This is a genomic window from Variovorax sp. 10L426, from assembly GCF_056395305.1.
In genome coordinates, this window is the sequence record NZ_JBFTJF010000023.1 from 29309 (window position 1) to 52728 (window position 23420).

Annotated in this window: 18 protein-coding genes; 17 read left to right on the forward strand and 1 reads right to left on the reverse strand. The window is 65.6% G+C overall.

Going from position 1 to position 23420, the window contains the following annotated elements; all coding sequences use genetic code 11:
• Positions 1–2 precede the first annotated feature (2 nt).
• The 7 genes from treS (at position 3) to AC1DHL_RS26045 (ending at position 13998) form a co-directional block, all read left to right on the forward strand.
• A complete protein-coding gene (gene treS / locus AC1DHL_RS26015; RefSeq protein WP_478163871.1) occupies positions 3–3329 on the forward strand; it encodes a maltose alpha-D-glucosyltransferase in 3327 nt (1108 codons plus the stop codon).
• Between the two features lie 32 nt (positions 3330–3361).
• Positions 3362–4138 carry a mechanosensitive ion channel family protein gene (locus AC1DHL_RS26020; RefSeq protein WP_478163872.1) on the forward strand — a complete coding sequence of 259 codons (777 nt, stop codon included), beginning with the start codon at positions 3362–3364 and terminating at the stop codon, positions 4136–4138.
• The gene (gene glgX / locus AC1DHL_RS26025; RefSeq protein WP_478163873.1) at positions 4135–6267 is read left to right on the forward strand and encodes a glycogen debranching protein GlgX; all 2133 of its coding nucleotides are present in this window, start codon (positions 4135–4137) and stop codon (positions 6265–6267) included. Before AC1DHL_RS26020 ends, glgX begins: the two co-directional genes overlap by 4 nt.
• Positions 6264–8138: a malto-oligosyltrehalose trehalohydrolase gene (gene treZ, locus AC1DHL_RS26030; RefSeq protein ID WP_478163874.1), complete on the forward strand. Its 1875-nt coding sequence runs from the start codon at positions 6264–6266 to the stop codon at positions 8136–8138. The genes glgX and treZ overlap by 4 nt, the downstream gene beginning before the upstream one ends.
• A complete protein-coding gene (treY, locus tag AC1DHL_RS26035; protein WP_478163875.1) occupies positions 8131–13233 on the forward strand; it encodes a malto-oligosyltrehalose synthase in 5103 nt (1700 codons plus the stop codon). Before treZ ends, treY begins: the two co-directional genes overlap by 8 nt.
• Positions 13234–13382: 149 nt before the next feature.
• Positions 13383–13649 carry a hypothetical protein gene (locus AC1DHL_RS26040; RefSeq protein ID WP_478104134.1) on the forward strand — a complete coding sequence of 89 codons (267 nt, stop codon included), beginning with the start codon at positions 13383–13385 and terminating at the stop codon, positions 13647–13649.
• Positions 13650–13818: 169 nt separating this feature from the next.
• The gene (locus tag AC1DHL_RS26045) at positions 13819–13998 is read left to right on the forward strand and encodes a DUF3606 domain-containing protein (protein ID WP_478104135.1); all 180 of its coding nucleotides are present in this window, start codon (positions 13819–13821) and stop codon (positions 13996–13998) included.
• Between the two features lie 3 nt (positions 13999–14001).
• On the opposite strand, the gene AC1DHL_RS26050 is transcribed toward AC1DHL_RS26045, so the two are convergent.
• Entirely contained in the window at positions 14002–14358 is a 357-nt protein-coding gene (locus AC1DHL_RS26050) for a response regulator (protein ID WP_478163876.1), read from the reverse strand.
• A 175-nt stretch (positions 14359–14533) separates the two neighbouring features.
• Here AC1DHL_RS26050 and AC1DHL_RS26055 point away from each other — a divergent pair, with 175 nt between their 5' ends.
• The 10 genes from AC1DHL_RS26055 (at position 14534) to ccmA (ending at position 23416) form a co-directional block, all read left to right on the forward strand.
• A complete protein-coding gene (locus AC1DHL_RS26055) occupies positions 14534–15394 on the forward strand; it encodes a bile acid:sodium symporter family protein (RefSeq protein ID WP_478163877.1) in 861 nt (286 codons plus the stop codon).
• A gap of 96 nt (positions 15395–15490) precedes the next feature.
• Positions 15491–16339, forward strand: a complete 849-nt coding sequence (locus AC1DHL_RS26060; RefSeq protein WP_478104139.1) for a DUF2092 domain-containing protein — start codon at positions 15491–15493, stop codon at positions 16337–16339.
• Positions 16340–16361: 22 nt separating this feature from the next.
• Complete coding sequence (locus AC1DHL_RS26065; RefSeq protein ID WP_478163878.1) at positions 16362–16862, forward strand: hypothetical protein; 501 nt, start codon at positions 16362–16364, stop codon at positions 16860–16862.
• A 66-nt stretch (positions 16863–16928) separates the two neighbouring features.
• The gene (locus AC1DHL_RS26070) at positions 16929–18515 is read left to right on the forward strand and encodes a mechanosensitive ion channel family protein (RefSeq protein WP_478163879.1); all 1587 of its coding nucleotides are present in this window, start codon (positions 16929–16931) and stop codon (positions 18513–18515) included.
• Positions 18516–18610: 95 nt separating this feature from the next.
• A complete protein-coding gene (napE, locus tag AC1DHL_RS26075; protein WP_478104143.1) occupies positions 18611–18775 on the forward strand; it encodes a periplasmic nitrate reductase, NapE protein in 165 nt (54 codons plus the stop codon).
• Between the two features lie 42 nt (positions 18776–18817).
• Positions 18818–19156, forward strand: coding sequence for a chaperone NapD (locus AC1DHL_RS26080; protein ID WP_478104145.1), 339 nt, complete (start codon positions 18818–18820; stop codon positions 19154–19156).
• Positions 19128–21623, forward strand: a complete 2496-nt coding sequence (gene napA, locus AC1DHL_RS26085) for a periplasmic nitrate reductase subunit alpha (RefSeq protein ID WP_478163880.1) — start codon at positions 19128–19130, stop codon at positions 21621–21623. Before AC1DHL_RS26080 ends, napA begins: the two co-directional genes overlap by 29 nt.
• Positions 21624–21652: 29 nt before the next feature.
• Positions 21653–22156, forward strand: coding sequence for a nitrate reductase cytochrome c-type subunit (locus tag AC1DHL_RS26090; RefSeq protein ID WP_478104200.1), 504 nt, complete (start codon positions 21653–21655; stop codon positions 22154–22156).
• Between the two features lie 12 nt (positions 22157–22168).
• On the forward strand, positions 22169–22756 hold the full coding sequence (locus tag AC1DHL_RS26095; RefSeq protein ID WP_478163881.1) for a NapC/NirT family cytochrome c: 588 nt from the start codon (positions 22169–22171) through the stop codon (positions 22754–22756).
• 24 nt (positions 22757–22780) lie between these two features.
• On the forward strand, positions 22781–23416 hold the full coding sequence (gene ccmA / locus AC1DHL_RS26100; RefSeq protein ID WP_478163907.1) for a cytochrome c biogenesis heme-transporting ATPase CcmA: 636 nt from the start codon (positions 22781–22783) through the stop codon (positions 23414–23416).
• The last annotated feature ends 4 nt before the right edge of the window (positions 23417–23420 follow it).

Here is a 23420-nt window from a genome sequence, read left to right on the forward strand (position 1 = left end):
CCATGAACGCGCCGCTGCCGACTCTCGTCCTCGAAACCACCGAGATCGACACCTCCGGTGATCCGACCTGGTACCGCGACGCGGTGATCTATCAGCTCAATGTCAAGGCCTTCGTCGACTCGAACGGCGACGGCGTCGGCGACTTCACGGGCGTGACCAGCAAGCTCGACTACGTCAAGGACCTGGGCGTCAACACCATCTGGCTGATGCCCTTCTACCCGTCGCCCCTGCGCGACGACGGCTACGACATCGCCGAATACGACGACGTGCATCCGCAGTACGGCACGCTGCAGGATTTCCGCGAGATGCTGGAGGAGGCGCACAAGCGCGAGTTGCGGGTGATCATCGAGCTGGTCATCAACCACACGTCGAGCGAGCATCCCTGGTTCAAGACCGCGCGCGCGGCGCCGCCCGGTTCGCCCGAGCGCGACTTCTACGTGTGGAGCGACACCGACACGCTCTACGCCGGCACGCGCATCATCTTCACCGACACCGAGAAGTCCAACTGGACGTGGGACCCGGTGGCCAAGGCCTACTACTGGCATCGCTTCTTCAGCCACCAGCCCGACCTCAACTTCGACAACCCGGAGGTGCTCGAAGCGGTGTTCCGCACGATGCGCTTCTGGCTGGACATGGGCGTCGACGGCTTCCGGCTCGATGCCATTCCCTACCTGATCGAGCGCGACGGAACCACCAACGAAAACCTGCCCGAGACGCACGAAGTCATCAAGAAACTGCGCGCGGCCATCGACGCGAACTACAAGGACCGCTTCCTGCTGGCCGAAGCCAACATGTGGCCCGAGGACGTGCGGGGCTATTTCGGCGAGGGCGACGAATGCCACATGTGCTATCACTTCCCGCTGATGCCGCGCATGTACATGGCCATCGCGCAGGAAGACCGCGACCCGATCGTCGAGATCATGCAGCAGACGCCCGACATCCCCGACAACTGCCAGTGGGCCATCTTCCTGCGCAACCATGACGAGCTGACGCTGGAGATGGTGACCAACCGCGAACGCGATTACATGTACACCACCTACGCGGCCGACATGCAGGCGCGCATCAACCTCGGCATCCGCCGCCGGCTCGCGCCGCTGATGGACAACGACAAGGACCGCATCAAGCTCATGAACAGCATGCTCCTGTCGATGCCGGGCTCGCCCATCATCTATTACGGCGACGAGATCGGCATGGGCGACAACGTCTTCGTCGGCGACCGCAACGGCGTGCGAACGCCGATGCAATGGAGCCCCGACCGCAATGCAGGCTTCTCGCGCGCGGACCCGCAGCGCCTGTACCTGCAGCCGATCATGGATGCGATGTACGGTTTCGAGGCCGTCAACGTCGAAGCGCAGTTGCGCGACAAGAGTTCGCTGCTGCACTGGACGCGGCGAATGCTCGCGGTGCGCAAGACCAGCCGCGCCTTCGGCCGCGGACGCCGCACCTTCCTCAAGCCCGGAAACCGCAGAATCCTCGCCTACATCAGTGAGCACGACGACGACGTGATCCTGTCGGTGTTCAACCTGTCGCGCGCCGCGCAACCTGTCGAGCTCGACCTGTCGGCCTTCAAGGGCCGGGTGCCGGTGGAGATGCTGGGCCGGACTTCGTTTCCGCCCATCGGCGAACTGCCCTATCTGCTCACCCTCTCCTCTTACGGCTTCTACTGGTTCAGGCTCGCCGACGAGGCGCCCATGCCGAGTTGGCACCAGGAAGGCGTGGCATTGCTCGACCGGCCGGTGCTGGTGCTGTTTGACGGCTGGACCAGCATGTTCAGGGACCGCGTGGTGCCCTGGCGCATCGGCTTCGCCGACCGGCTGAACCGTCAGATCGAAACGGACACGCTGCCGCCGCACATCGAGGCCCAGCGCTGGTATGCCACCAAGGGTTCGCGCATCGACCGCGCGGCGTTCCGCGATCAGGCGATCTGGCAGATCGACGGCTACAGCTGGATGCTGCCGCTGCTGGCGCTGCAAGGACCGCCCGGCGGCGCCACCTACTTCATGCCGCTGGCGCTGGCATGGGAAGACCGCGACGGCGAGCGGTTCAAGTCACTCCAGCAGGCCGCCATCGCGAAGACTCGCCAGCAGGCCAACGTCGGCGTGATGAGCGATGCATTCTTCGACGAAGCGTTCTGCCGCGAGATGGTGCGTGCCATCGTGCGGGAAACGCGGTTGCGCACCGACCACGGCCAGCTCCACTTCCGGCCCACGGCGTTGGGACGGGAATTTCCGGTCGAGGTCATCGACACCCTTCCGGTGAGCCCGCCCAGCCCGGTCAGCAGCAACACCGTGGTCACGCTGGGCGAGACCTTGTTCCTCAAGGGTTATCGGCAGCTCCGCGCGGGCGTCAATCCGGAACTCGAAATGGGCCGCTTCCTCACGGAAGAAGCCGGCTTCGTGCACGGCGTGCCGATCGCCGGCGCGCTCGAATACGTCGGCGAAGACGGCACCGTCATGACGCTCGCGCTGCTGCAGGCCTACGTGCCGAACCAGGGCGACGGTTGGGAACACACGCTCGCCTACCTCGAGCGCGTGCTGGGCGAACTGCGCGACACCGACGGCAAAGCGCCCCCCGATCCGCACGGCGCCTTCCTCGCACAGATCCGCATCCTCGGCGCCCGCACCGCCGAGCTGCACAACGCGCTGGCCAAGCGAACGGGCAACGCAGCCTTCGACCCAGTGCCGATGTCGGATGCCGATCTGCGCCGCATCCGTGAAACCGTGCGCACGGAAGCCGCCGGCACGCTCAGGCAACTGGAGGAGTCCATGCGCACAGCATTGCCCGACAGCTGCCAGGAGGATGCCGCGAGGCTTCTCGGCATGGGCAAGACGGTCGACGCCTTCGTCGACGATGTGCCGGTCGAAGGCAAGGCGGCATGGCGAACGCGATTCCACGGCGACTACCACCTCGGCCAGGTGCTGCTGACGCGAAACGACTTCGTGATCATCGATTTCGAAGGCGAACCCGCGCGGCCGATCGAGGAGCGCCGCAGCAAGCAATCGCCGCTGCGCGATGTCGCAGGCATGCTGCGCTCCTTCAACTATGCGCGCTGGAGCGCATTGCGCCGCGCAGCGCAGAACGCGGACGAACTGGTGCGCCTGGACGCCGCCGCACGGGCCTGGGAGCGCGACACGCGCGCCGCCTTCCTCGCCGGCTACCAAGAGGCCCTGGCGCCGGAGGCAGGTCCAGTCGACATGCAACTGCTGGAACTGTTCGAGCTGGAAAAAGCGTTCTACGAGCTGCGCTACGAACTGAACAACCGAATCGACTGGGTGCCCGTTCCGTTGCAGGGAATCCTGGCGCTGCTTGACCGAACGGCCGTTCGCTGACCGCGAGCACAGACACCCCCGGGAGAACGTCCATGGAAAGCCTCTCCATCCATCTCGAGCCGCTGCGCGCATTCCTGTTCCAGCTCGGCGCCTACATGCCGAGGCTGCTCTTCGCAGTGCTGGCCGTCCTCGTGGGCTGGCTGCTGGCCAAGGCGGCGCGCTTCACCGTGGTGCGCGGCCTGCGTGCGTTGAACTTCCCCGTGCTGACCGAGCGCTCGGGCATCGACGACTTTCTCCGCCAAGGCGGGATGGTCCAGGATTCGACCGTCGTTTTCGGTGCACTGGCTTACTGGCTCGTGATACTGATCTCGCTGGTCGTCGCCTTCAACGGCCTCGGGCTCACCTACGCGGCGGACGTGCTCGGGCGCGTGATGTGGTTCGTTCCCAATGTCTTCGTCGCACTGCTGATCGTGGTGTTCGGCGCGTTCTTCGCGAAATACGTCGGCGACGCGATCGGCACCTACGGCCGCAACGCCGGCATGCAGGATGCGCAGTTGCTGGGCAAGGTGGCGCAATACGCGATTCTTCTCTTCGTGGTGCTCATCGCGCTCGACCAGATCAAGGTCGGCGGCGACATCGTCCGGCAGAGCTTCCTGATCATCCTTGCCGGCGTGGTGTTCGCACTGGCACTGGCTTTCGGGCTCGCGGGCAAGGACTGGGCCGCGCGGCGCATCGAGGAATGGTGGCCGAAAGACCGGCCCGCGCCGCGCCCGGTGGTCAAGGAAGCATCCACCCGTGACTTTCCCGGCGCGACACGTCCGACCACCGCTTGGCCGCCCCGAACCGATCGTGACCGACCCCATCCGTGACGAAACGCAATCATGTTTCCCTGGGCGCAGTCTGGCCGGGGCGCCCCTACCCGCTCGGCGCGACCTGGGACGGCCAGGGCGTGAACTTCGCGATCTTCTCGAAGCACGCCGAGAAGGCCGAACTCTGTATCTTCGACGACAAGGGCCGCCATGAGCGGCAGCGCATCACCCTGCGCGAGCGCACCAACGACGTCTGGCATTGCTATCTGCCGGAGGCCCGCCCGGGCATGGCCTACGGCTACCGTATCCACGGGCGCTACAAGCCGGAGGAAGGCCATCGCTTCAACCCGCACAAGCTGCTTCTCGACCCCTACGCCAAGGACCTGATGGGGGAACTGCGCTGGAGCGATGCCCTGTACGGCTACTCGGTGGGCAGCAAGCGCCAGGATCTCTCGTTCGACCGCCGCGACAGTGCCGCCTTCATGCCCAAGAGCCGCGTGCTCGAAACCGCATTCACCTGGGGCGACGACCGCCGGCCCGAGGTGCCCTGGCAGGACATGGTGATCTACGAAATGCACGTGCGCGGCTTCACGATGCTGCACCCCGCCATTCCGGAACACCAGCGCGGCACCTACGCGGCGCTGGCATGCTCGCCGGTGATCGACTACCTGCAGCGCCTGGGCGTGACGACGATCGAACTGCTGCCGGTGCATGCTTTCATCAACGATCGCCATCTCGCCGACAAGACCCTGCAGAACTACTGGGGCTACAACACGCTGGGCTACTTCGCGCCGGAGGTGCGCTACAGCGCTTCCGGCAAGGTGAAGGAGTTCAAGACGATGGTCAAGACCCTGCACTCGGCGGGCATCGAGGTCATCCTCGACGTGGTCTACAACCACACCTGCGAGGGCAACCACCTCGGGCCCACGCTCTCGATGCGCGGCGTGGACAACATGTCCTACTACATCGCCAACGCCGGTCAGCCACGCTACTACGACGACTTCACCGGCTGCGGCAACACGGTCAACCTGGAACAGCCGCGCGCACTCCAGCTTGTCATGGATTCGCTGCGCTACTGGGCCGAGGAGATGCATGTCGACGGCTTCCGCTTCGACCTGGCATCCGCGCTCGCGCGCGAGGCGGGCAAGGTCGAGAACCTCGGCGGCTTCTTCGACGCGATCCGCCAGGACCCGACACTCAACCGCGTCAAGCTGATCGCCGAGCCCTGGGACCTCGGGCACGGCGGCTACCAGGTCGGCAACTTTCCGCCCGGCTGGGCCGAATGGAACGACCGCTACCGCGACGGCATTCGCGGCTGGTGGAAGGGCGACGCGGGCGTGGCCGGCGATGTCGCGCACCGGTTGTCGGGCTCGCAAGATCTCTACGGCTGGTCCGGCAAGGGGCCGCACGCCAGCATCAACTTCGTGACCGCGCACGACGGCTTCACGCTGCACGATCTCGTCTCCTACAACGACAAGCACAACGAGGCGAACGGCGAAGACAACCGCGACGGCAACAACAACAACCTCTCGTGGAACTGCGGCGCCGAAGGAACAACCAGCGACGCCGAAGTCCTTGAACTGCGCGAGCGCCAGAAGCGCAACTTCCTGGCGACGCTGCTGCTGTCTCAAGGCGTTCCGATGCTGCTCGCGGGCGACGAGCGCGGCAACACGCAGCAGGGCAACAACAACGCTTATTGCCAGGACAACGAACTGTCGTGGCTCGACTGGACGCCCTCGCCCGAGGCGGACTCGCTTCGCGATTTCGTCGCCGTGCTGATCCGGACGCGGCGCCTGCATCCCTCCTTTCGCAGACGCAGCTTTCTTCGCGGCCAACCCGTCGGCGATGGCGAGGCGAAGGATGTCGTCTGGGTCAAGCCCGACGGCGGGGAAATGGCGGCGGCTGACTGGGGCGAGCACGTGCGCTGCCTGGGCATGATGTTCTCGGGCACCGGCATCATCGACGTCGGGCCGCGCGGCGAGACGCAGCGCGACGACGATTTCCTGCTGCTGCTCAACGCCTATCACGAGGCGCTCCCCTTCACGCTGCCGCCGCGTCCAGGCGCAACCTGGACGTGCGTGATCGACACGGCGCGCGAGAGCGCACTGTCGGTGCTGCTCAGCGAGCCCGCCTATTCGCTGCAGAGCCGCTCACTGGCGTTGCTGCGGCGCACACGGGCTTCGACATGAAACATCGTCATTCGATGCCCTTCGGTGCCGAGATGCTGGGCGGCGACGGCGTCCGCTTCAGGATCTGGGCGCCCGGCATTCCTGAGATCGTCCTCGAATGGTCGAAAGGCGGAGAAGGCGAAGACTGGCGCGATATGCCGATGCAACGCGATGCCGCCGGCTGGCACGAACGCGTGCTGGCACAGGCCGCTGTCGGCGACCGCTACCGCTATCGCCTGCCCGACGGCCTCCGTGTGCCCGACCCGGCTTCGCGCCGCAATCCGGACGACGTGCACGGCCCGAGCGAGGTGGTCGATCCGCAGGCCTACACGTGGCGCGACGACGCCTGGACCGGCCGCCCGTGGCAGGAAGCCGTGATCTACGAGATGCACGTCGGCGCCTTCACGCCCGAGGGCAGCTTCGAGGCCGCTCGGCAGAGGCTCCAGGCGCTGGCCGAACTGGGCATCACCGCGATCGAGCTGATGCCGATCGCGGATTTTCCGGGGCGCCGCAACTGGGGCTACGACGGCGTCCTACCCTTCGCGCCCGACACCAGCTACGGCACGCCCGAGCAACTCAAGGCCTTCGTGGACACCGCCCACAACCTCGGACTGATGGTGCTGATCGACGTCGTCTACAACCACTTCGGACCGGAAGGCAACTACCTTCATGCCTACTGTCCGCAGTTCTTCGACGCCTCGCACCAGACGCCGTGGGGCGCGGCCATTCATTTCGACGGGCCTGACTCGCGCACGGTGCGGGACTTCTTCATACACAACGCGCTGTACTGGGTCGAGGAATATCGCTTCGACGGCCTGCGGATGGATGCGGTTCACGCCATTCGCGACAGGTCGACGCAGCCGATCGTCGAGGAGATCTGCGCGGCGCTGCACCAGGGGCCCGGCCGCTATCGGCAGGTGCACGTCGTGCTCGAGAACGACCTCAACGAAGCCCGCCGCCTCGCGCGCGACAACGATGGCAAGCCCATCGCCGCGACTGCGCAATGGAACGACGACCTGCACCATGCGGCGCATGTGCTCCTGACCAGCGAGACCGACGGCTACTACGCGGACTATGCGCAGCATCCGCTGGAGAAATTCGGGCTCGCGCTTGCGCAGGGCTTCGTCTACGCAGGCCAACCGTCGCCGTTTCGCGGAGGCGAGCCGCGCGGCGAACGTTGCGACCATCTGCCACCCTCGGCCTTCGTCTCGTTCCTGCAGACCCACGACCAGATCGGCAATCGCGCGCTGGGGGAACGTCTCGACGTGCTCGCACCGCCGGACCTGCTGCGCGCGGCGCGCACCTGCGTGCTTCTATCGCCGCACACGCCGATGTTGTTCATGGGCGAGGAATACGCAGCGCGCACGCCCTTCCTCTATTTCTGCGATTTCGGACCGGAGTTGGCCGCCGCCGTGGCGGCCGGGCGGCGCGAGGAGTTCGGGCGTTTCGCGGCCTTTGCCAACGAGGCGGCGCGCCTGCAGATTCCGGACCCGAACGGCATGGAAGCGTTTGCGCGGTCCAAGCTCGACGACGACGACGACCGCGCGCTTCCCGTGCATGCCGAAGCGCTCACGCACACTCGCGCGCTGCTGGCAGTGCGGCGCAACGAACTTGCGCCACGCTTCGGCGATGGCACCCGCCTGGTTCAATGGTCGCTCGAAGGCGATGCGCTTCGGCTCGTCTGGTCGCTCGGCAAGGGGCGAAGCGGGAACACGAACCCGGCCTTCCTGCATCTCGTCGCGAACTTCGGCAGCGTGGATGCGCTCGTGACATGGCCGCCCGGGCGAATCATCCACATGCTCCCCGCCATGCAGGAAGCCGCGAACGACGCCCTGCTCCCGCTCGTGCCCGGCGGCGTGTGCGCGTCGATCGAGGAGTTGCGGGATGCCTGAACGCAACTTCACCGACGACGAGGTTGCGAGCATTCACCGCCTGTGCACGCGCCATGGCATTGCCACGGCGTTTGAAGACGCATTCGGCGTGCGCCACACGGTCACGACCGAAGCGCTTGCGGCGCTGCTGGTCGACGCCGGCTTCGTCGCGCGCGGGCCGCCTGCCGATTTCGCCGCTGCCGAGGCCGCTGCCGAAAGCGCGACCTGGCATCGCGCGTTGCCGTCAACGCGGGTCGTGGCTTCGGGCTCGGCGTCGTTCGTCGTGCCCGATGTGCGGCTTCCGGCTTCGACGACACGCATCGAATGGCGGTTCGTCGAAGAGCACGGCAACGTGCATGAAGGCTTCGCCGACACCAAGGATCTGCACATCACGCAGCATGCCGATCTGGACGGCGTGGCCTATGGGTGCTGGGAGCTGCCGATCCCCCTGGCACTGCCGGACGGTTATCACCGGTTGATGCTCACCGGCCTGCCGGGCGAATCCCTGGTGATCTGCGCGCCTGCGCAGTGCCATCGCCCGCAGCTGCTCGAACAGGGCCGCGCCTGGGGATTCACGCTCCAGCTCTACGGACTTCGTTCCGGGCGCAATTGGGGCATCGGGGATTTCAGCGACCTGAAGGACTTCGTCGCACGGGCTGCGCATGCCGGCGCCGACTTCGTCGGGCTCAACCCGCTTCATGCACTGTTCCCGCACGATCCGGCCCGCACGAGTCCCTACAGCCCATCCTCGCGGGCACAACTCAACATCCTGTACATCGACGTCGAAGCGGTGCCGGACTTCGCCGACTGCGCCGCAGCGAGGCAAAAGGTCCGCTCGCCCGCGTTTCAGGCTCGCCTTGCAGAGCTTCGCCAAGCATCACTCGTCGACTACGCCGGTGTCGCAGCGCTCAAGCACGAGGTACTGACGATGCTCCACAGCCGCTTCGCCGAGCGCGACGATGTCGACCCGGAGGTCCAGGCTTTCGCGCGATTCCGCGAGGACGGCGGAGAGGCCTTGCGGCAGCATGCGCTGTTCGAAGCCTTGCAGGGGCACTTCCACGCAGCCGATGACAGCGTCTGGGGCTGGCCCGTCTGGCCCGAGCCCTATCGCGATCCGGCCTCGCCCGCCGTGGCGAACTTCGCAAGCGAAAACGGCGCTCGAATCGCCTACTTCGAATACCTTCAATGGCAGGCCGCCCGACAGCTCTGGGCCGTTGCGGCCCAGTGCACAGCGTCAGGCAAGGCCATCGGCCTCTACCTCGACCTGGCCGTCTCGGCCGATCGAAGCGGCTCGGACGCCTGGCGTCATCAGAAAAGCTTTGCGCAGGACGTGCGCGTTGGCGCGCCGCCGGACGCGTTCAATCTCGAAGGCCAGAACTGGGGCCTGCCGCCATTGCGGCCGGACCGCTTGCGCGAAGGACGCTACCAGCCCTTCATCGAAGCGCTGCGCGCCAACATGCACGAGGCCGGTGCCATCCGCATCGACCACGTGATGATCCTGATGCGCCTGTTCTGGATCCCCGCCGCGGGCGCGGCGCGCGACGGCGCGTACGTGAGTTATCCGGTCGATGAACTCTTCGCCATCCTCGCGCTGGAGAGCACCCGCCATCGGTGCCTCGTGATCGGCGAGGACCTCGGCACGGTGCCCGAGGCCATGCGCGACACGCTGCACCGATACGGTGTGCTTTCCTATCGCGTGCTGTATTTCGAGCAAGTCGGCGAGGGCGCGTTTCGCCCACCCGCGCACTACCCGCGCGATGCGATCGCTGCCGTCAGCACGCATGACCTCGCCACGCTCGCCGGCTGGTGGTCGGCGCACGATCTCCAGACGCGTTTCCAACTCGGCCTGATCGCCGACCCGTCGACGCTGGCCCACCAAACGCTGGAGCGCGCCCGGGCGCGCGCTCGGCTGAAAGAGGCGATGCAACAGCAGTCGCCTGAACTCGCCGCCGGCTTGGGCGGGTCGTCGGTCGAGGGGCCCTTGGATGCCGACGGTATCGCCGCGGTGCACGGCTTCCTTGCCGGAGCGCCGTCGAAGCTCATGGCGGTTCAGCTCGAAGATGCGCTGGGCAACATCGAGCAGGCGAACCTGCCCGGCACCATCGACGAGCATCCCAATTGGCGCCGCAAGTACGCGCCCACGGTCGACGCGCTCTGGCGCGAAGCCAGTGTGCAGAAAGTCTGCGCGGCGCTCGTGCAGGCCCGCCCGTTCGCCCGAGAACGCGCAGCAGCGACGTCGAAGCCGCCGCTGCGCGTGCCGCGCGCCACCTACAGGCTGCAACTGCACAGCGAGTTCACCTTCGACGACGCGGCGCGCATCGTCCCCTACCTGTCCAGGCTGGGCGTGAGCCACGTGTATTGCTCACCGATCCACCGCGCGCGGCCCGGCAGCATGCATGGCTACGACGTGGTCGCGCACGACGAGATCAATCCCGAGCTTGGCGGCATGCCCGCCTTCGAGCACTTCACACGGGTGCTCAAGCAGCACGGCATGGGGCAGTTGATCGATCTGGTCCCCAATCACATGGGCGTGCTCGGCACGGACAACCGCTGGTGGATGGACGTTCTCGAAAACGGGACGGCCTCGCCGCATGCGTGCCACTTCGACATCCAATGGGAGGGGCTGGCGCCCGGACTGACAGGCAAGGTGCTGCTGCCGGTGCTCGGCGATCACTACGGCCAGGTGCTGGAACGCGGCGAACTGCAACTGCGCTGGGAGCCGGCCGAAGGCGCGTTCGGCGTGTGCTACTTCGATCATCGCTTTCCGCTGGCGCCACAGACCTTCGCGCTCATCCTCGACCGGGCCGCGGCCCGTGCGCAAGACGCCGAGGCCGCCTCACTGCTCGCGGCCATCGCGGAGTCGTCCCGCGACCTTCCTGCCGTGAGCGGCGACGATGCCGAAGCGGTGGCCCGCCGCGCGAAGGAAAAGAAACTGCTCGGAGACCGGCTCGCCGGACTCGAGACCGAAAGCCCCGTTGCCGCGCAGGCAGTGAATGCCGCCGTACGCGCATTGAACAGCACCGACCAGCGAGAGACCTTGCACGAGTTGCTCGAAGCGCAGGCCTATCGCCTCGCCCACTGGCGCACGGCGGCGGACGAGATCAACTACCGTCGCTTCTTCGACGTGAACGAACTCGCGGCGCTGCGCACGGAGCGCGAGGAAGTCTTCGAGGCCACGCACGCCCTCGCACTGAACCTGGCGGCGCGCGGATGGGTCGACGGCCTGCGCATCGATCACCCCGATGGCTTGCTAGACCCTGCCGGCTACTTCAATCGCTTGCAGGACGGTTTCGTCGCGCGTGTCGGAACCAAGGCGCGGGGCACGGACGCACAGGGCAGGCCCGAGTGTCCGCTCTATGTCGTGGCCGAAAAAATCGCCGCGCCTCATGAAGACGTGCCCGTGTCCTGGGCCATCCACGGAACGACCGGCTACCGGTTCGCCAATCTCGCGAACGCCGTGCTCATCGACCATCGGGCGGCGGATCGCCTGTCGAGAATCTGGCGTGAATTCACCGGCATGCGCGAGCGCTACGAGGATGTGGTCTACCACGCCAAGCAGGAAGTCGCCCACGGAACGCTCTCCTCCGATCTCGAAGTCCTGGCCCACGCGTTGCTCGACATCGCGAAGGGCCACCACCGCACCCGCGACCACACGCTCAACACCCTGCGGGAAGCCATCGCCACGGTGGCCGCCTGCATGACGGTCTATCGCACCTACAACGCCCAGGAAGCCAGTGCCCAGGACCTGCGCTACGTCGACCAGGCGCTCGATGCTGCCCGCGAGCGGCTGCAGTTGCCCGACCCGTCGGTCTTCGGATTCCTGCGGGATGCGCTGCTGGGACTGCCGCCCGACGGCGTCGACTCGCCGGTGCGTGAAGCGGCCATGCGCTTCGCTCGGCGCTTTCAGCAGTTCAGCGCGCCGGTCGCGGCCAAGGGTGTGGAGGACACGGCCTTCTATCGTTACTTTCCGCTCTGTGCGGTCAACGAGGTGGGCGGCGAGCCGGACCGGATCGGCATCCCCGTCGCGGAGTTTCACGTGGCCAGCGATGACCGGCAAAAGCGCTGGCCGCACACCATGCTGGCGACCTCCACGCATGACAACAAGCGCTCCGAAGATGTCCGGCTGCGCATCGACGTGCTCTCTGAATGCCCCGGCCTCTGGCGGCTGGCCCTGCGGAAGTGGCGGACCCTGAATGCCCCGCTGCGCGGCAGCGTCACGCCGGTGCACGAGTATCTTCTCTACCAGACGCTGCTTGGCACGATGCCGGCCGCGGACGGCGACGCGACGGCGCACGACGACTACATCGCACGCATCGTCCGCTACATGCTGAAGGCGGCACGCGAAGGCAAGGCCGCGACCAGCTGGATGCGCCCGGACACCGCCTACGAGAAGGCATTGGAAAGTTTCGTTCGCGGCATCCTGGCAGCAGACCCCGCCAACGCCTTCCTTGCCGAGCTGCGCAGCGCCGTGACCGCGCTGGACCGCTACGGCGCGCTCAACGACATCAGCCTGACGCTTCTCAAGTTCAGCTCGCCGGGCGTGCCCGATATCTACCAGGGCTGTGAACTGATCGATCGCAGCCTGGTGGACCCCGACAACCGGCGCGCCGTCGACTACGAGGAGCGCCGGCATCACCTCGACGAACTCGAAGCGATCGCCGCGGGCGCCGACCTGGAGACCGCCGTGCGCGGCCTTGCGGAAGCCGCTGTCGACGGCCGCGCCAAGCTCTGGCTCACTTGGCGGCTGCTCGGGCTGCGAGCGCGCGAACCTGCACTCCTCGGCGAAGGCAGTTATGTGCCGCTCGAAGTCCGTGGCGCACAGGCGCATCATCTGATTGCGTTCCTGCGCGGCCACGAGAGTCTCCGCGCCGTGGTGCTCGTCGTGCGGCTCTTCGCTTCGCTGAACGAGACCGGGCGCCCGCGCGCGCCGGGCGCGCATCCGGTGTCGCCGCCCGAAGCCTGGCGCGACACGCGAATCGTCCTGCCCGCGGACGTCGGCACGCACAGCTTCGAGGACTGCATCACGGGCGCCCGGCACTCGCTGGGCGCCGGCGAGCACGCCGTCTCGGAACTGCTCCGTGCGTTTCCGGGCACCCTGCTCGTCGGAGGGATTTGACCGCCCGCAGTAGCGCTCCGGCAGGAGGATGCCTACAGTCAAAACTGTCCCTTGCTGCTGCAAGTCTCCTGTGCAGAAGCCTATGGATGGGTGCTCCCTGTGCGGGGCGTTCGGAGCGTGGTGTGTGTGTGAAGACGGAGACAGAAAGAATGCGAGAAGCCATCTATTGTTTCGATACCGCCTCCGTGCGGTTCGCCATTTATGTCGATGGGGCTCGGTTCGTGGCCGCGATCAGCGAGGATCCGCTGCGCGATCGCTTCGGAGCGAACGAAGGCGGCGAAAGCCTTGTCCAGGCCTATCTGGAAAACGCGGAAATCATCATTGCGACGGCGATCGAGCGCCACCGCGTGACCGGCGGGCGGCCGGTTCTGCTTGAAACAGCGGACTTCGAGATGTCCGCTCACGAAATCTTCTGAAACAACGCGCCGGAAGAGAAGTTGCGCAACGCCTGCGCGATGGGAGAGCCGTCGCCGTTCCGATAGAGCGCTCTCGGACTTTGTCCTGCACGGAAATTCTGCATCGGCCTGCGCGTCCTTCAGTCCGCGGGCAGCAAAGTAGCGCTCCTCAATCGCAAGGAGTCTCCCTATGTCCGATGACATCGTCGTGCGTGCCAGCCAAGACAGTTCCCAGATCGACGTGAATCAACCCCATGAAGTGCGCTATTGGATGGAGCGCTTGGGCGTCTCCGAAGAGGCGCTGCGCAAGGCGATCGCCGATGTCGGTGTTTCAGCGGACCAGGTCGCCGTGCACCTCGGAAGGATGTGAACCTCAGGTCCGGGCGGCCTGGGCCAGGATCCGGTCGAGCGCGTCGAAGTCGATGGGCTTCTGCAGATGGTGATCGAACAGGCCGGCCGGCGCCCCGGCCTCCTCTGACGCAAATCCCGAGATCGCCACGATCAGGGGCGGCGCGCCCCGCGCGCGCGCACGCAGTTGGCGCGCCACTTCGGTCCCGGGAAAGTCGGGCAACTTGAGATCGACCAGCGCGGCATCGAATGCCTCGGCGGCCGCGGCCTCCAGTGCCTGCCGGCCCGTGTAGGCGCAGCGCGCCGTGTGGTCCTGCAGCTCGAGAATCTCCTTGAGCAGATCGGCTGCCGCTTCGTTGTCGTCGACGATCAGAACATTCACTTCGGTCTTCCGGGAGGGCAAGCGCAAGTATCGGACGGCGCGCGAGGCCGGAATGTAGGACGTGGTCTCACCTGCGGCCCTTGCACCTTGGAGCAATTGACAAGTCGGTCGACCCACTGGAAAGTGCCTGGGCGCCGGTACCCGCAACGATTGCCCAGGGATTCACGCACGGACCATGACGCTCCAGCAGCTCATCCTTTTCGCCCTCCAGGCGAGCGTCATGGTCACGATCTTCGGCTTCGGACTCGCGGCGACGAAGGACGACCTGCTCTATGTGGTCAGCAGGCCGGGCCTGTTCGGGCGCTCGGTGCTCGCGATGTTCGTGGTCATGCCCGTGCTGGCGGTCGCCCTGGCGAAGTGGTTCGACTTTCGGCCCGAGGTGGAGATCGCCATCGTGGCGCTGGCGTTTTCGCCCATTCCGCCCCTGCTGCCGAGAAGACAGGACAAGGCTGTGGGACGGCCGTCGCATGCGCTGGGTTTGATGGTGACGATGGCGCTGCTGTCGATCGCCGTCATTCCGCTCAGTACGCATCTGCTGAGCCTTTTCTACGGACGGCCATTCACGATGGGCCCCGGGCCCATCGCCCGGTTGATCCTGGAGGTGGTGATCCTGCCGCTCATGGCGGGCATGGTGGTCCACGCGCTGATACCCGGCCTGGCCCAGCGCTTCGCAAGGCCGGCGCTGCTGGTCGCCGGCACTCTGCTGCCGGTGGGCGGCGTCGCGATCCTGATCGGCAGCGCGCACGTCGTCGCGGCGCTCATCGGCAACGGGACGCTCGTCGTGATACTGGGGTTCATCGTCGCCGGGCTCGCGGTGGGCCATGCACTGGGCGGTCCTGCGCCCGAAGACCGGGCCGTGCTTGCGCTCTCGACGGCCACGCGCCATCCTGGCATCGCAATGACCGTGACGGCGGTCAACTACCCGGGCGACCACAACATCGCCGCCGCGATCCTTCTCTATTTCGTGCTGAACATCGCGGTCTCGATTCCCTACGTGATGTGGCAGAGGCGGCGGCTGCAGCCCGCGAGGACATGAAAAACACGAGAACATGCACCAGAGGGCAATTGCGCTATCCGGCGGCAAACCGTATGTTTACGTGCCGCTTGTCGCGACATCCAACGAAAGGCCCGCATGAATCACGCGTCTGACATCTCGAGGCTACGGCTCGTCGCGGCAACTGCATGCCTGGTGCTCGCTTCTTGCGCCCAACAAGCGACAACGCCCGCCGCGGCGTCGAGCACCCCCTCATCCCAGACTTCGGCGCCGGGGGCAAAACCCGCGCCGGCCGCGTCCGCGGTCGACCCCGGCGTGATCCAGCAGCTCGACCGCATGGGCGACTTCCTGCGCACCCTGAAGAACTTCGAGGTCACGCTGAGTTCGACCACCGACGCGACGCTGGACAACGACCAGCTCGCACAGGTCAACAAGTCGGCGAGGATGAAGGTTCGCCGCCCCGACGGGCTGCTGGCCGACATCGGCGAGGACAGCGGCGACCGGCGGATGCTGGTCTACAACGGCAAGACGGCAACGCTGTTCGACCCGAAGACCAAGTACTACGCCACGGTGAAGGCGCCCCCGACACTCAAGGAAGTCACCACGGTGCTCGGCGAGCGCTACGGCATCGAGCTGCCGGCGGCGGATCTTTTTGCGTGGGGCACCGACAAGGTCGACAAGTCCGGAATCAAGTCCGCCGATTTTCTCGGCACGGCGGTGATCGACGGCACCCTGACGGACCATTTCGCGATCCGGCAGGACGGATTCGACTGGCAGATCTGGATCGAGCAGGGTCGCACCCCGCTGCCGCGCAAGCTGGTGATCACCACGACCTCCGATGTCGCCAGGCCGCAGCATTCGGTGCTGATGCGCTGGAACCTCGCGCCCAAGTTCGCAGCGGGCATCTTCGACTTCAAGCCCCCGGCCGGCAGCCAACGGATCGTGATCCAGAAGGTCGACGGCACGGTCGAGTCGCCCGCCAACTAGCCCCATCCATCGAGGACGAACCATGACTGCGTATCCATTCTCCGGCAGGGCTGCATCGATGGTGTTCGGCGCCGCATTGATCGCGGCGGTCGGCTTTGGCGCCATCGGCTACCCGGGCGACGCCCATGCGCAACGGCAGATACACGGCGGCGCGCGCACCTCCGTCAACCACAACGTGAACGCGAGCGCGAACCGGAACGTCAATGCCAACGTCAATACCAACGTCAATCGCAACACGAACGTCAACGTCAATGCCAACCGGAACGTGAACGTCGTCAACGTCAACAACGGGGGGCGCTACGGGTACGACGACCACTACCACCCGGTCGCCACCGCCGCCGCGGTGACGGCCGGCGTCGCCGTCACCGCGGCGGCGATCGGTTCCATCACGCGCTCGCTGCCGCCCGCGTGCACCGCGACAGTGGTGAACGGCATCACCTATCAGAACTGCGGTGGCGCCTGGTATCAGCCCCAGTACGCGGGCTCCCAGGTGACCTACGTGGTGGTCAATCCACCGGGTTGAGGCTTGCTGCAAACATTGTCCAGACACCACTCCGTTGCGTCGCCGTGGAGCTTCACGGCGCGGCGCGTGCGCTGGCCTGCCTGGTCGACGGCATGGGTTGCGGTGCTCCTTGTCCTTTTGACGGGGTCGGCCCATGCCCAGGAGGCGCCTCCGGCGGCGGCTCCGCTGACCGTTTCGAATCGCCTGGTCTTCGTCTTCCGCACGCCGATGTTCGGCCTCACTGCGCAGCAGCGGGCGGCTCGCGCGACAGAACGCATCGGGCAAACGCCCTTCGCGCGCCTGCGATCGCCCCCGCAGGCCAACGGCTTCACCCACGAAGGCATGCAGGGCTACGCGATCATGGTCGAAGGCGAGACCCTGTTCACCGTGTACGAGGGCGACCGGGAGCCGGGCGATCCACCGCTCGAGCAAGTCGCGACGACCGCCGGCCAGCGACTGCACGAGGCGCTGATGGCTCGCGCGGACCAGCTGAACGGGCGCCAGTTCGCCACGTCGGTCGCGTGGACGGCACTGGCAACGCTGATCCTTGCCGCTGTGGTCTTCGGGCTGCAGCGCATCGCTGTCCGCATCGAGGGCCGAACCGGGCGCCTGCGAGCGCGCATCGAGGGCCGCAAACTGCTCGACTGGCGCCGCCTGATCGTGCTCGCGCTGCTCGGCGCGATCCACTGGATCAAGATCGCCATCGTCCTGATGGCCGTCTATGTCTGGCTGGCCTACGTGCTGACACGCTTTCCGTACACGCAACCCTGGGGACAAACGCTGGGCAGTTCGGTTCTTGCGCTGGCGACGAAACTCGCGACCGGGATTCTTCATTCGCTGCCCGACCTCGCGACGGTCGGTGTCATCTTCGTCCTGGCCCATCTCACCATTCGCGGGCTGCACGCGATTTTCGAGGCCGCGCGCAGCAGCGGCGTCACGCTGGCGGCGCTGCAGGAAGACACCATCGGCGCGACGCGTCGCCTGACTTCGGCGCTCGTCTGGGTGTTCGCGCTGGTCATGGCCTACCCTTTCATTCCGGGCTCCCATTCGGATGCGTTCAAGGGCCTCAGCGTGTTCTTCGGCGTGCTCGTCACGCTGGGCTCGTCGGGCACGGTCTCGCAGGTCATGGCGGGCTTCGTGCTCATCTATGCGAGGGCGTTGCGAATCGGCGACTTCGTGCAGATCGGCGAATCGGAGGGCTATGTCGTCGAGATGGGCGTGTTGTCGACCAAGCTGCGCAACCGCGTCGACCAGGTCGTCACGCTGCCCAACACGGTGGTCGTGGCCGCGAGCATCCTCAATCTGAGCGACACCTCGAAGGGGCCGAAGGGGCACGGCATTTCGCTCGCGACCGAGGTCACGATCGGCTACGACGCGCCTTGGCGACAGGTGCACGCGATGCTCGTGCTTGCCGCGGGCAGGACGGCCGAACTGCTGCCCCATCCGCCAGCGGTCGTGCGTCAATTGCATTTGCAGGACTTCTACGTCGAGTACGAGCTCAACGTCTTCATGCGTGCCGGCGCGCCCAAGTACGACGTTCTGAATGAGCTGCACGGGCACATCCAGGATGTCTTCAACGAATACGGCGTGCAGATCATGTCGCCGCACTTCGTCTTGCAGCCGGCCGAGCCGGTGGTCATACCGAAGGACTCATGGCATGCGCCGCCAGCGTGATCGATTACTCGCTTGACAAGCAATTGGCAGGTGCCTTTAATTTGTCCGGTACCGCTCGTCGGCGGCAGGTTCACTTGACGCAGAGGATGATCACGATGGAGACCTCTACCGCACCTGATCCGCAACGCAAGAAGGAGGAGCTTCGCAGCTTCATCTTCTTGACGGCGGTCATGGTGCCTGTCCTGTCCGTTGCAGTTGTCGGTGGTTATGGATTCATCGTCTGGATGATCCAACTCGTGGCCGGCCCGCCTGCGCACTAACGAAGGTGCGGCAGCGTGGGTCCCCATCCAAGGAGATCCAGATTGACGATCGCAAGGCGATTCTTCGCCATCGAATCCGAAGCTCCTGCCGACGAATGGCACATCGCCGGTGTCGTCGTGCATGCCAATCCTGCCCGGCTCGATGAGGTCCGACGGGCCATCGACCTGATGGCAGGCGCCGAAGTACATGCGGTCAGCGACGCCGGCAAGCTCGTCGTCACGCTGGAAGCGCCCAGCTCGCGCGCGATCGCTGCCCATCTCGAATACCTGCACAGGCTCGACGGGGTGCTCTCCGCAGCCCTCGTCTATCAACACAACGAAGACGCCGCCGCCATGACCGAGGAGATGAGTGATGACCTTCAGCCGCCGGGACTTCATTAAGCAGACCGCCGTCGCGGCGACGGCCTCTGTCGCCGGCGTGGCCCTGCCGGCGGACGCCGCCAACTTCGTCACCGATGGCGACCTCACGAAGCTGAAATGGTCGAAGGCCCCGTGCCGCTTCTGCGGAACCGGCTGCGGCGTGACGGTTGCCGTCAAGGACAACAAGGTCGTCGCCACGCAGGGCGATCCGCAGGCCGAAGTGAACAAGGGCCTGAACTGCGTCAAGGGATACTTCCTCTCGAAGATCATGTACGGCGCCGATCGGTTGACCAAGCCGCTCATGCGCATGAAGAACGGCAAGTACGACAAGGACGGCGACTTCAAGACCGTCACATGGGACCAGGCCTTCGACTTGATGGAGCAGCAGTTCAAGCGCGTGCTCAAGGAAAAAGGGCCCACGGCAATCGGGATGTTCGGCTCGGGCCAGTGGACCGTCTGGGAGGGCTACGCGGCATCGAAGCTCTACAAGGCCGGATTTCGTTCGAACAATCTCGATCCGAATGCGCGCCACTGCATGGCCTCCGCGGTGACGGGCTTCATGCGCACCTTCGGCATGGACGAACCGATGGGCTGCTACGACGATTTCGAAGCCGCCGATGCCTTCGTGCTGTGGGGGTCGAACATGGCCGAGATGCATCCGATCCTGTGGACGCGGATCACCGACCGAAGGCTCAGCGCGCCGAAGACGCGCGTGGTGGTCCTGTCGACCTTCACGCATCGGTCGTTCGACCTCGCGGACGTGCCCATCATCTTCAAGCCGCAGACCGATCTGGCGATCATGAACTACATCGCCAACTACCTGATCCGCAACAACAAGGTCAACCAGGACTTCGTCAGCAAGCACACCGTGTTCAAGCAAGGCGTGACGGACATCGGCTATGGCCTGCGTCCGGAACATCCGTTGCAGAAGGCCGCCAAGAACGCCGGTGACCCCAATGCGTCGACGCCGATCACGTTCGACGATTTCGCGAAGTTCGTCTCCAGGTACGACGCCGCGTACGTCACCAAGCTGACCGGCGTCCCGCGCGAAAAGCTGGACCGGCTGGCCGAACTCTATGCGGATCCCAACGTCAAGGTCATGTCGCTATGGACGATGGGCTTCAACCAGCACACACGGGGCACGTGGGCCAACAACATGGTCTACAACCTGCACCTGTTGACCGGCAAGATCGCCACACCCGGCAACAGTCCCTTCTCACTGACCGGCCAGCCGTCGGCGTGCGGCACGGCGCGTGAGGTCGGGACCTTTTCGCACCGGCTTCCCGCCGACATGCTCGTGGCCAATCCCAAGCACCGCGAAGAGGCGGAACGCATCTGGAAGCTCCCGCCCGGGACCATCCCGGAGAAGCCGGGCTACCACGCGGTGTTGCAGAACCGCATGCTCAAGGACGGCAAGCTCAACGCCTACTGGGTGCAGTGCAACAACAACATGCAGGCAGCGGCCAACCTCATGGAAGAGGGCTATCCGGGCTATCGCAATCCGGACAACTTCGTGGTGGTGTCGGACGTCTATCCGACCGTGACTGCGCTGGCAGCGGATCTCATCCTTCCGGCCGCGATGTGGGTCGAGAAGGAAGGCGCCTATGGCAATGCGGAGCGGCGCACGCAGTTCTGGCACCAGCTCGTGGATGCGCCGGGCGACGCGCGATCCGACCTGTGGCAACTGGTCGAATTCTCCAAGCGCTTCAAGGTGGAAGAAGTCTGGCCGGCCGAACTGATCGAAAAGCGGCCGGAGGTCAAGGGCAAGACGCTTTTCGACGTGCTCTATCGCAACGGCCAGGTCGACAAGTTTCCGCTCAAGGACATCGATCCGGACTACAACAACGCCGAGGCGAAAGCCTTTGGCTTCTACATTCAAAAGGGACTGTTCGAGGAATATGCGACCTTCGGCCGCGGCCATGGGCATGACCTTGCGCCCTTCGACATGTATCACGAGGCGCGGGGATTGCGATGGCCCGTGGTCAACGGCCAGGAAACGCGCTGGCGCTATCGCGAAGGCAGCGACCCTTACGTCAAGGTCGGCACGGGCTTCCAGTTCTATGGCAATCCCGATGGCAAGGCAGTGATCTTCGCCCTGCCCTACGAGCCGCCGGCGGAGTCGCCCGACAAGGAATATCCGTTCTGGCTCGCCACCGGCCGCGTGCTCGAACACTGGCATTCGGGTTCGATGACGCGCCGCGTCCCGGAACTCTATCGGGCCGTGCCCAACGCCGTGTGCTTCATGCATCCCGAAGATGCCAGGAAGCTGGGGCTGCGGCGCGGCGTCGAGGTCGATTTGGTATCGCGCCGCGGCCGCATGCGCACGCGGGTCGAGACGCGAGGGCGGGACGCTCCGCCGCAGGGATTGGTCTTCGTTCCGTGGTTCGACGCGAGTCAGTTGATCAACAAGGTCACGCTGGACGCCACGTGCCCGATCTCGTCGCAGACCGACTTCAAGAAGTGCGCCATCAAGATCCTGAAGGTATAGACGCCGGGGGGAGACAAGCCATGCAAACCATGAAAGTGATGAGCCGATCCCACGCCGTGTGGCTCTGCCTGAGCTCACTGGTGCTGGCCGCGCTGTGCGTGCTGCAGCTCGCACCGGCGCATGCGCAAGGACTGGTGGACTCGATGCGGGGCCCGACACCCATCACGCAGCAGACGAAGCCGCCTCCGCTCTTTCCGACGGAAAACAAGGACGTACGGCGCACGCGCAACTTCGCCATGCAGCCGCCCACCATTCCGCACACCATCGACGGCTATCAGGTCGACAAGGATTTCAACCGGTGCATGTTCTGCCACGCTCGTACGCGCACGCAGGAAACGGGTGCGATCCCCGTCAGCATCACCCACTACCAGGACCGCAACGGCAACATGCTTGCCGACGTCTCGCCGCGACGCTATTTCTGTACGCAATGCCATGTGGCCCAGGCGGACGCAAAACCGCTCATCGGCAACAACTTCGTCGATGTGGAGCGGTTGCTTCAACGCAAGCCCGGCGTGCCGGGATCGACGAAATAGCGTGGGGTCGGCATGCTCAAACTCTTGAAGCGCTACTGGATCACCATCAATCGGCCCAGCGCCTATTTCAGCCTGGGTTTCCTCACGCTGGGCGGCTTCATCGCGGGGGTCATGTTCTGGGGCGCCTTCAATACCGCCCTCGAGCTGACGAATACCGAGGCCTTCTGCACCGGTTGTCACGAGATGCGCGACAACGTCTACCCTGAGTTGCAGACAACGATTCATTACTCGAATCGAAGCGGCGTGCGGGCCAGATGCCCGGACTGTCACGTGCCCCACAACTGGACCAGCAAGATCGCCCGCAAGATGCAGGCATCCAAGGAAGTGTGGGCCAAGATCTTCGGGACCATCAACACGCGCGAGAAATTCCAGGAACACCGCCTGGTGCTCGCGCAGCACGAATGGGACCGCTTCAGGGCCAACGATTCGCTCGAATGCCGCAACTGCCACGACTACGAGTCGATGGACTTCACGCGGCAGAGCCCCCGCGCCCAAGCCATGCATTCGACGTTCCTCGCCAACAGGGAGAAGACCTGCATCGATTGCCACAAGGGCATTGCCCATCGCCTGCCCGACGTCGCCCAGGCGAAGGAACCATAGCGCGTGCCCACCCGCCCCGCCGACATGTGTCGCGAAACCACGGTCGACAACAGCCTGACCGCCAGCGGGCTCGGCCTTTCCCGTGGGGGGCGCGCTGTGTTCAGCGGCATCGACTTTTCGATCGGCCCCGGCGAGATGTTGCAGGTCACGGGCGCCAACGGCAGTGGAAAGACCAGCCTGCTTCGCGTGCTCAGCGGACTGCTTCCGCCTGCCACGGGCGAACTGCGCTGGCGTGCGCACCCTGTGCGCGCCGGCGAATCGGAATACCTCCAGTCGATGGCCTATGTGGGCCACGCCGACGGCATCGACCCCGACCTCAGCGCCCAGGACAACTTGCGTTTCGCGATGCGCCTGGCTGGTTGCGCGCCGAACCCCGCGCTCATCCGCGGCGCGCTGGCTTCGTTCGGGATGGAACGCGCTGCATCGGTGCCGGTGCGGACGCTTTCTCAAGGCCAGCGACGACGCGTGGCGCTTGCCAAGCTCGCGCTCGCGCCACGCATCCTGTGGTTGCTGGACGAGCCCTTGACCTCGCTCGATGACCGCTCAAGCGAATGCCTGCAGGCGCAGATCGATGCGCATCTGCGTACGGGCGGCATGGCGGTGGTGGCGACGCATCGGCCGATGGCCGCCCGCGGCCGCCTTCTGCAATTGGGTGGATAGCCGC

Bases quoted from the DNA above. Each gene is read 5' to 3' on its own strand.
- treS (WP_478163871.1), top strand. From the start codon at position 3: ATGAACGCGCCGCTGCCGACTCTCGTCCTCGAAACCACCGAGATCGAC.
- AC1DHL_RS26020 (WP_478163872.1), top strand. From the start codon at position 3,362: ATGGAAAGCCTCTCCATCCATCTCGAGCCGCTGCGCGCATTCCTGTTC.
- treZ (WP_478163874.1), top strand. From the start codon at position 6,264: ATGAAACATCGTCATTCGATGCCCTTCGGTGCCGAGATGCTGGGCGGC.
- treY (WP_478163875.1), top strand. From the start codon at position 8,131: ATGCCTGAACGCAACTTCACCGACGACGAGGTTGCGAGCATTCACCGC.
- AC1DHL_RS26040 (WP_478104134.1), top strand. From the start codon at position 13,383: ATGCGAGAAGCCATCTATTGTTTCGATACCGCCTCCGTGCGGTTCGCC.
- AC1DHL_RS26045 (WP_478104135.1), top strand. From the start codon at position 13,819: ATGTCCGATGACATCGTCGTGCGTGCCAGCCAAGACAGTTCCCAGATC.
- AC1DHL_RS26055 (WP_478163877.1), top strand. From the start codon at position 14,534: ATGACGCTCCAGCAGCTCATCCTTTTCGCCCTCCAGGCGAGCGTCATG.
- AC1DHL_RS26060 (WP_478104139.1), top strand. From the start codon at position 15,491: ATGAATCACGCGTCTGACATCTCGAGGCTACGGCTCGTCGCGGCAACT.
- AC1DHL_RS26065 (WP_478163878.1), top strand. From the start codon at position 16,362: ATGACTGCGTATCCATTCTCCGGCAGGGCTGCATCGATGGTGTTCGGC.
- napE (WP_478104143.1), top strand. From the start codon at position 18,611: ATGGAGACCTCTACCGCACCTGATCCGCAACGCAAGAAGGAGGAGCTT.
- napA (WP_478163880.1), top strand. From the start codon at position 19,128: ATGACCTTCAGCCGCCGGGACTTCATTAAGCAGACCGCCGTCGCGGCG.
- AC1DHL_RS26090 (WP_478104200.1), top strand. From the start codon at position 21,653: ATGAAAGTGATGAGCCGATCCCACGCCGTGTGGCTCTGCCTGAGCTCA.
- AC1DHL_RS26095 (WP_478163881.1), top strand. From the start codon at position 22,169: ATGCTCAAACTCTTGAAGCGCTACTGGATCACCATCAATCGGCCCAGC.
- ccmA (WP_478163907.1), top strand. From the start codon at position 22,781: ATGTGTCGCGAAACCACGGTCGACAACAGCCTGACCGCCAGCGGGCTC.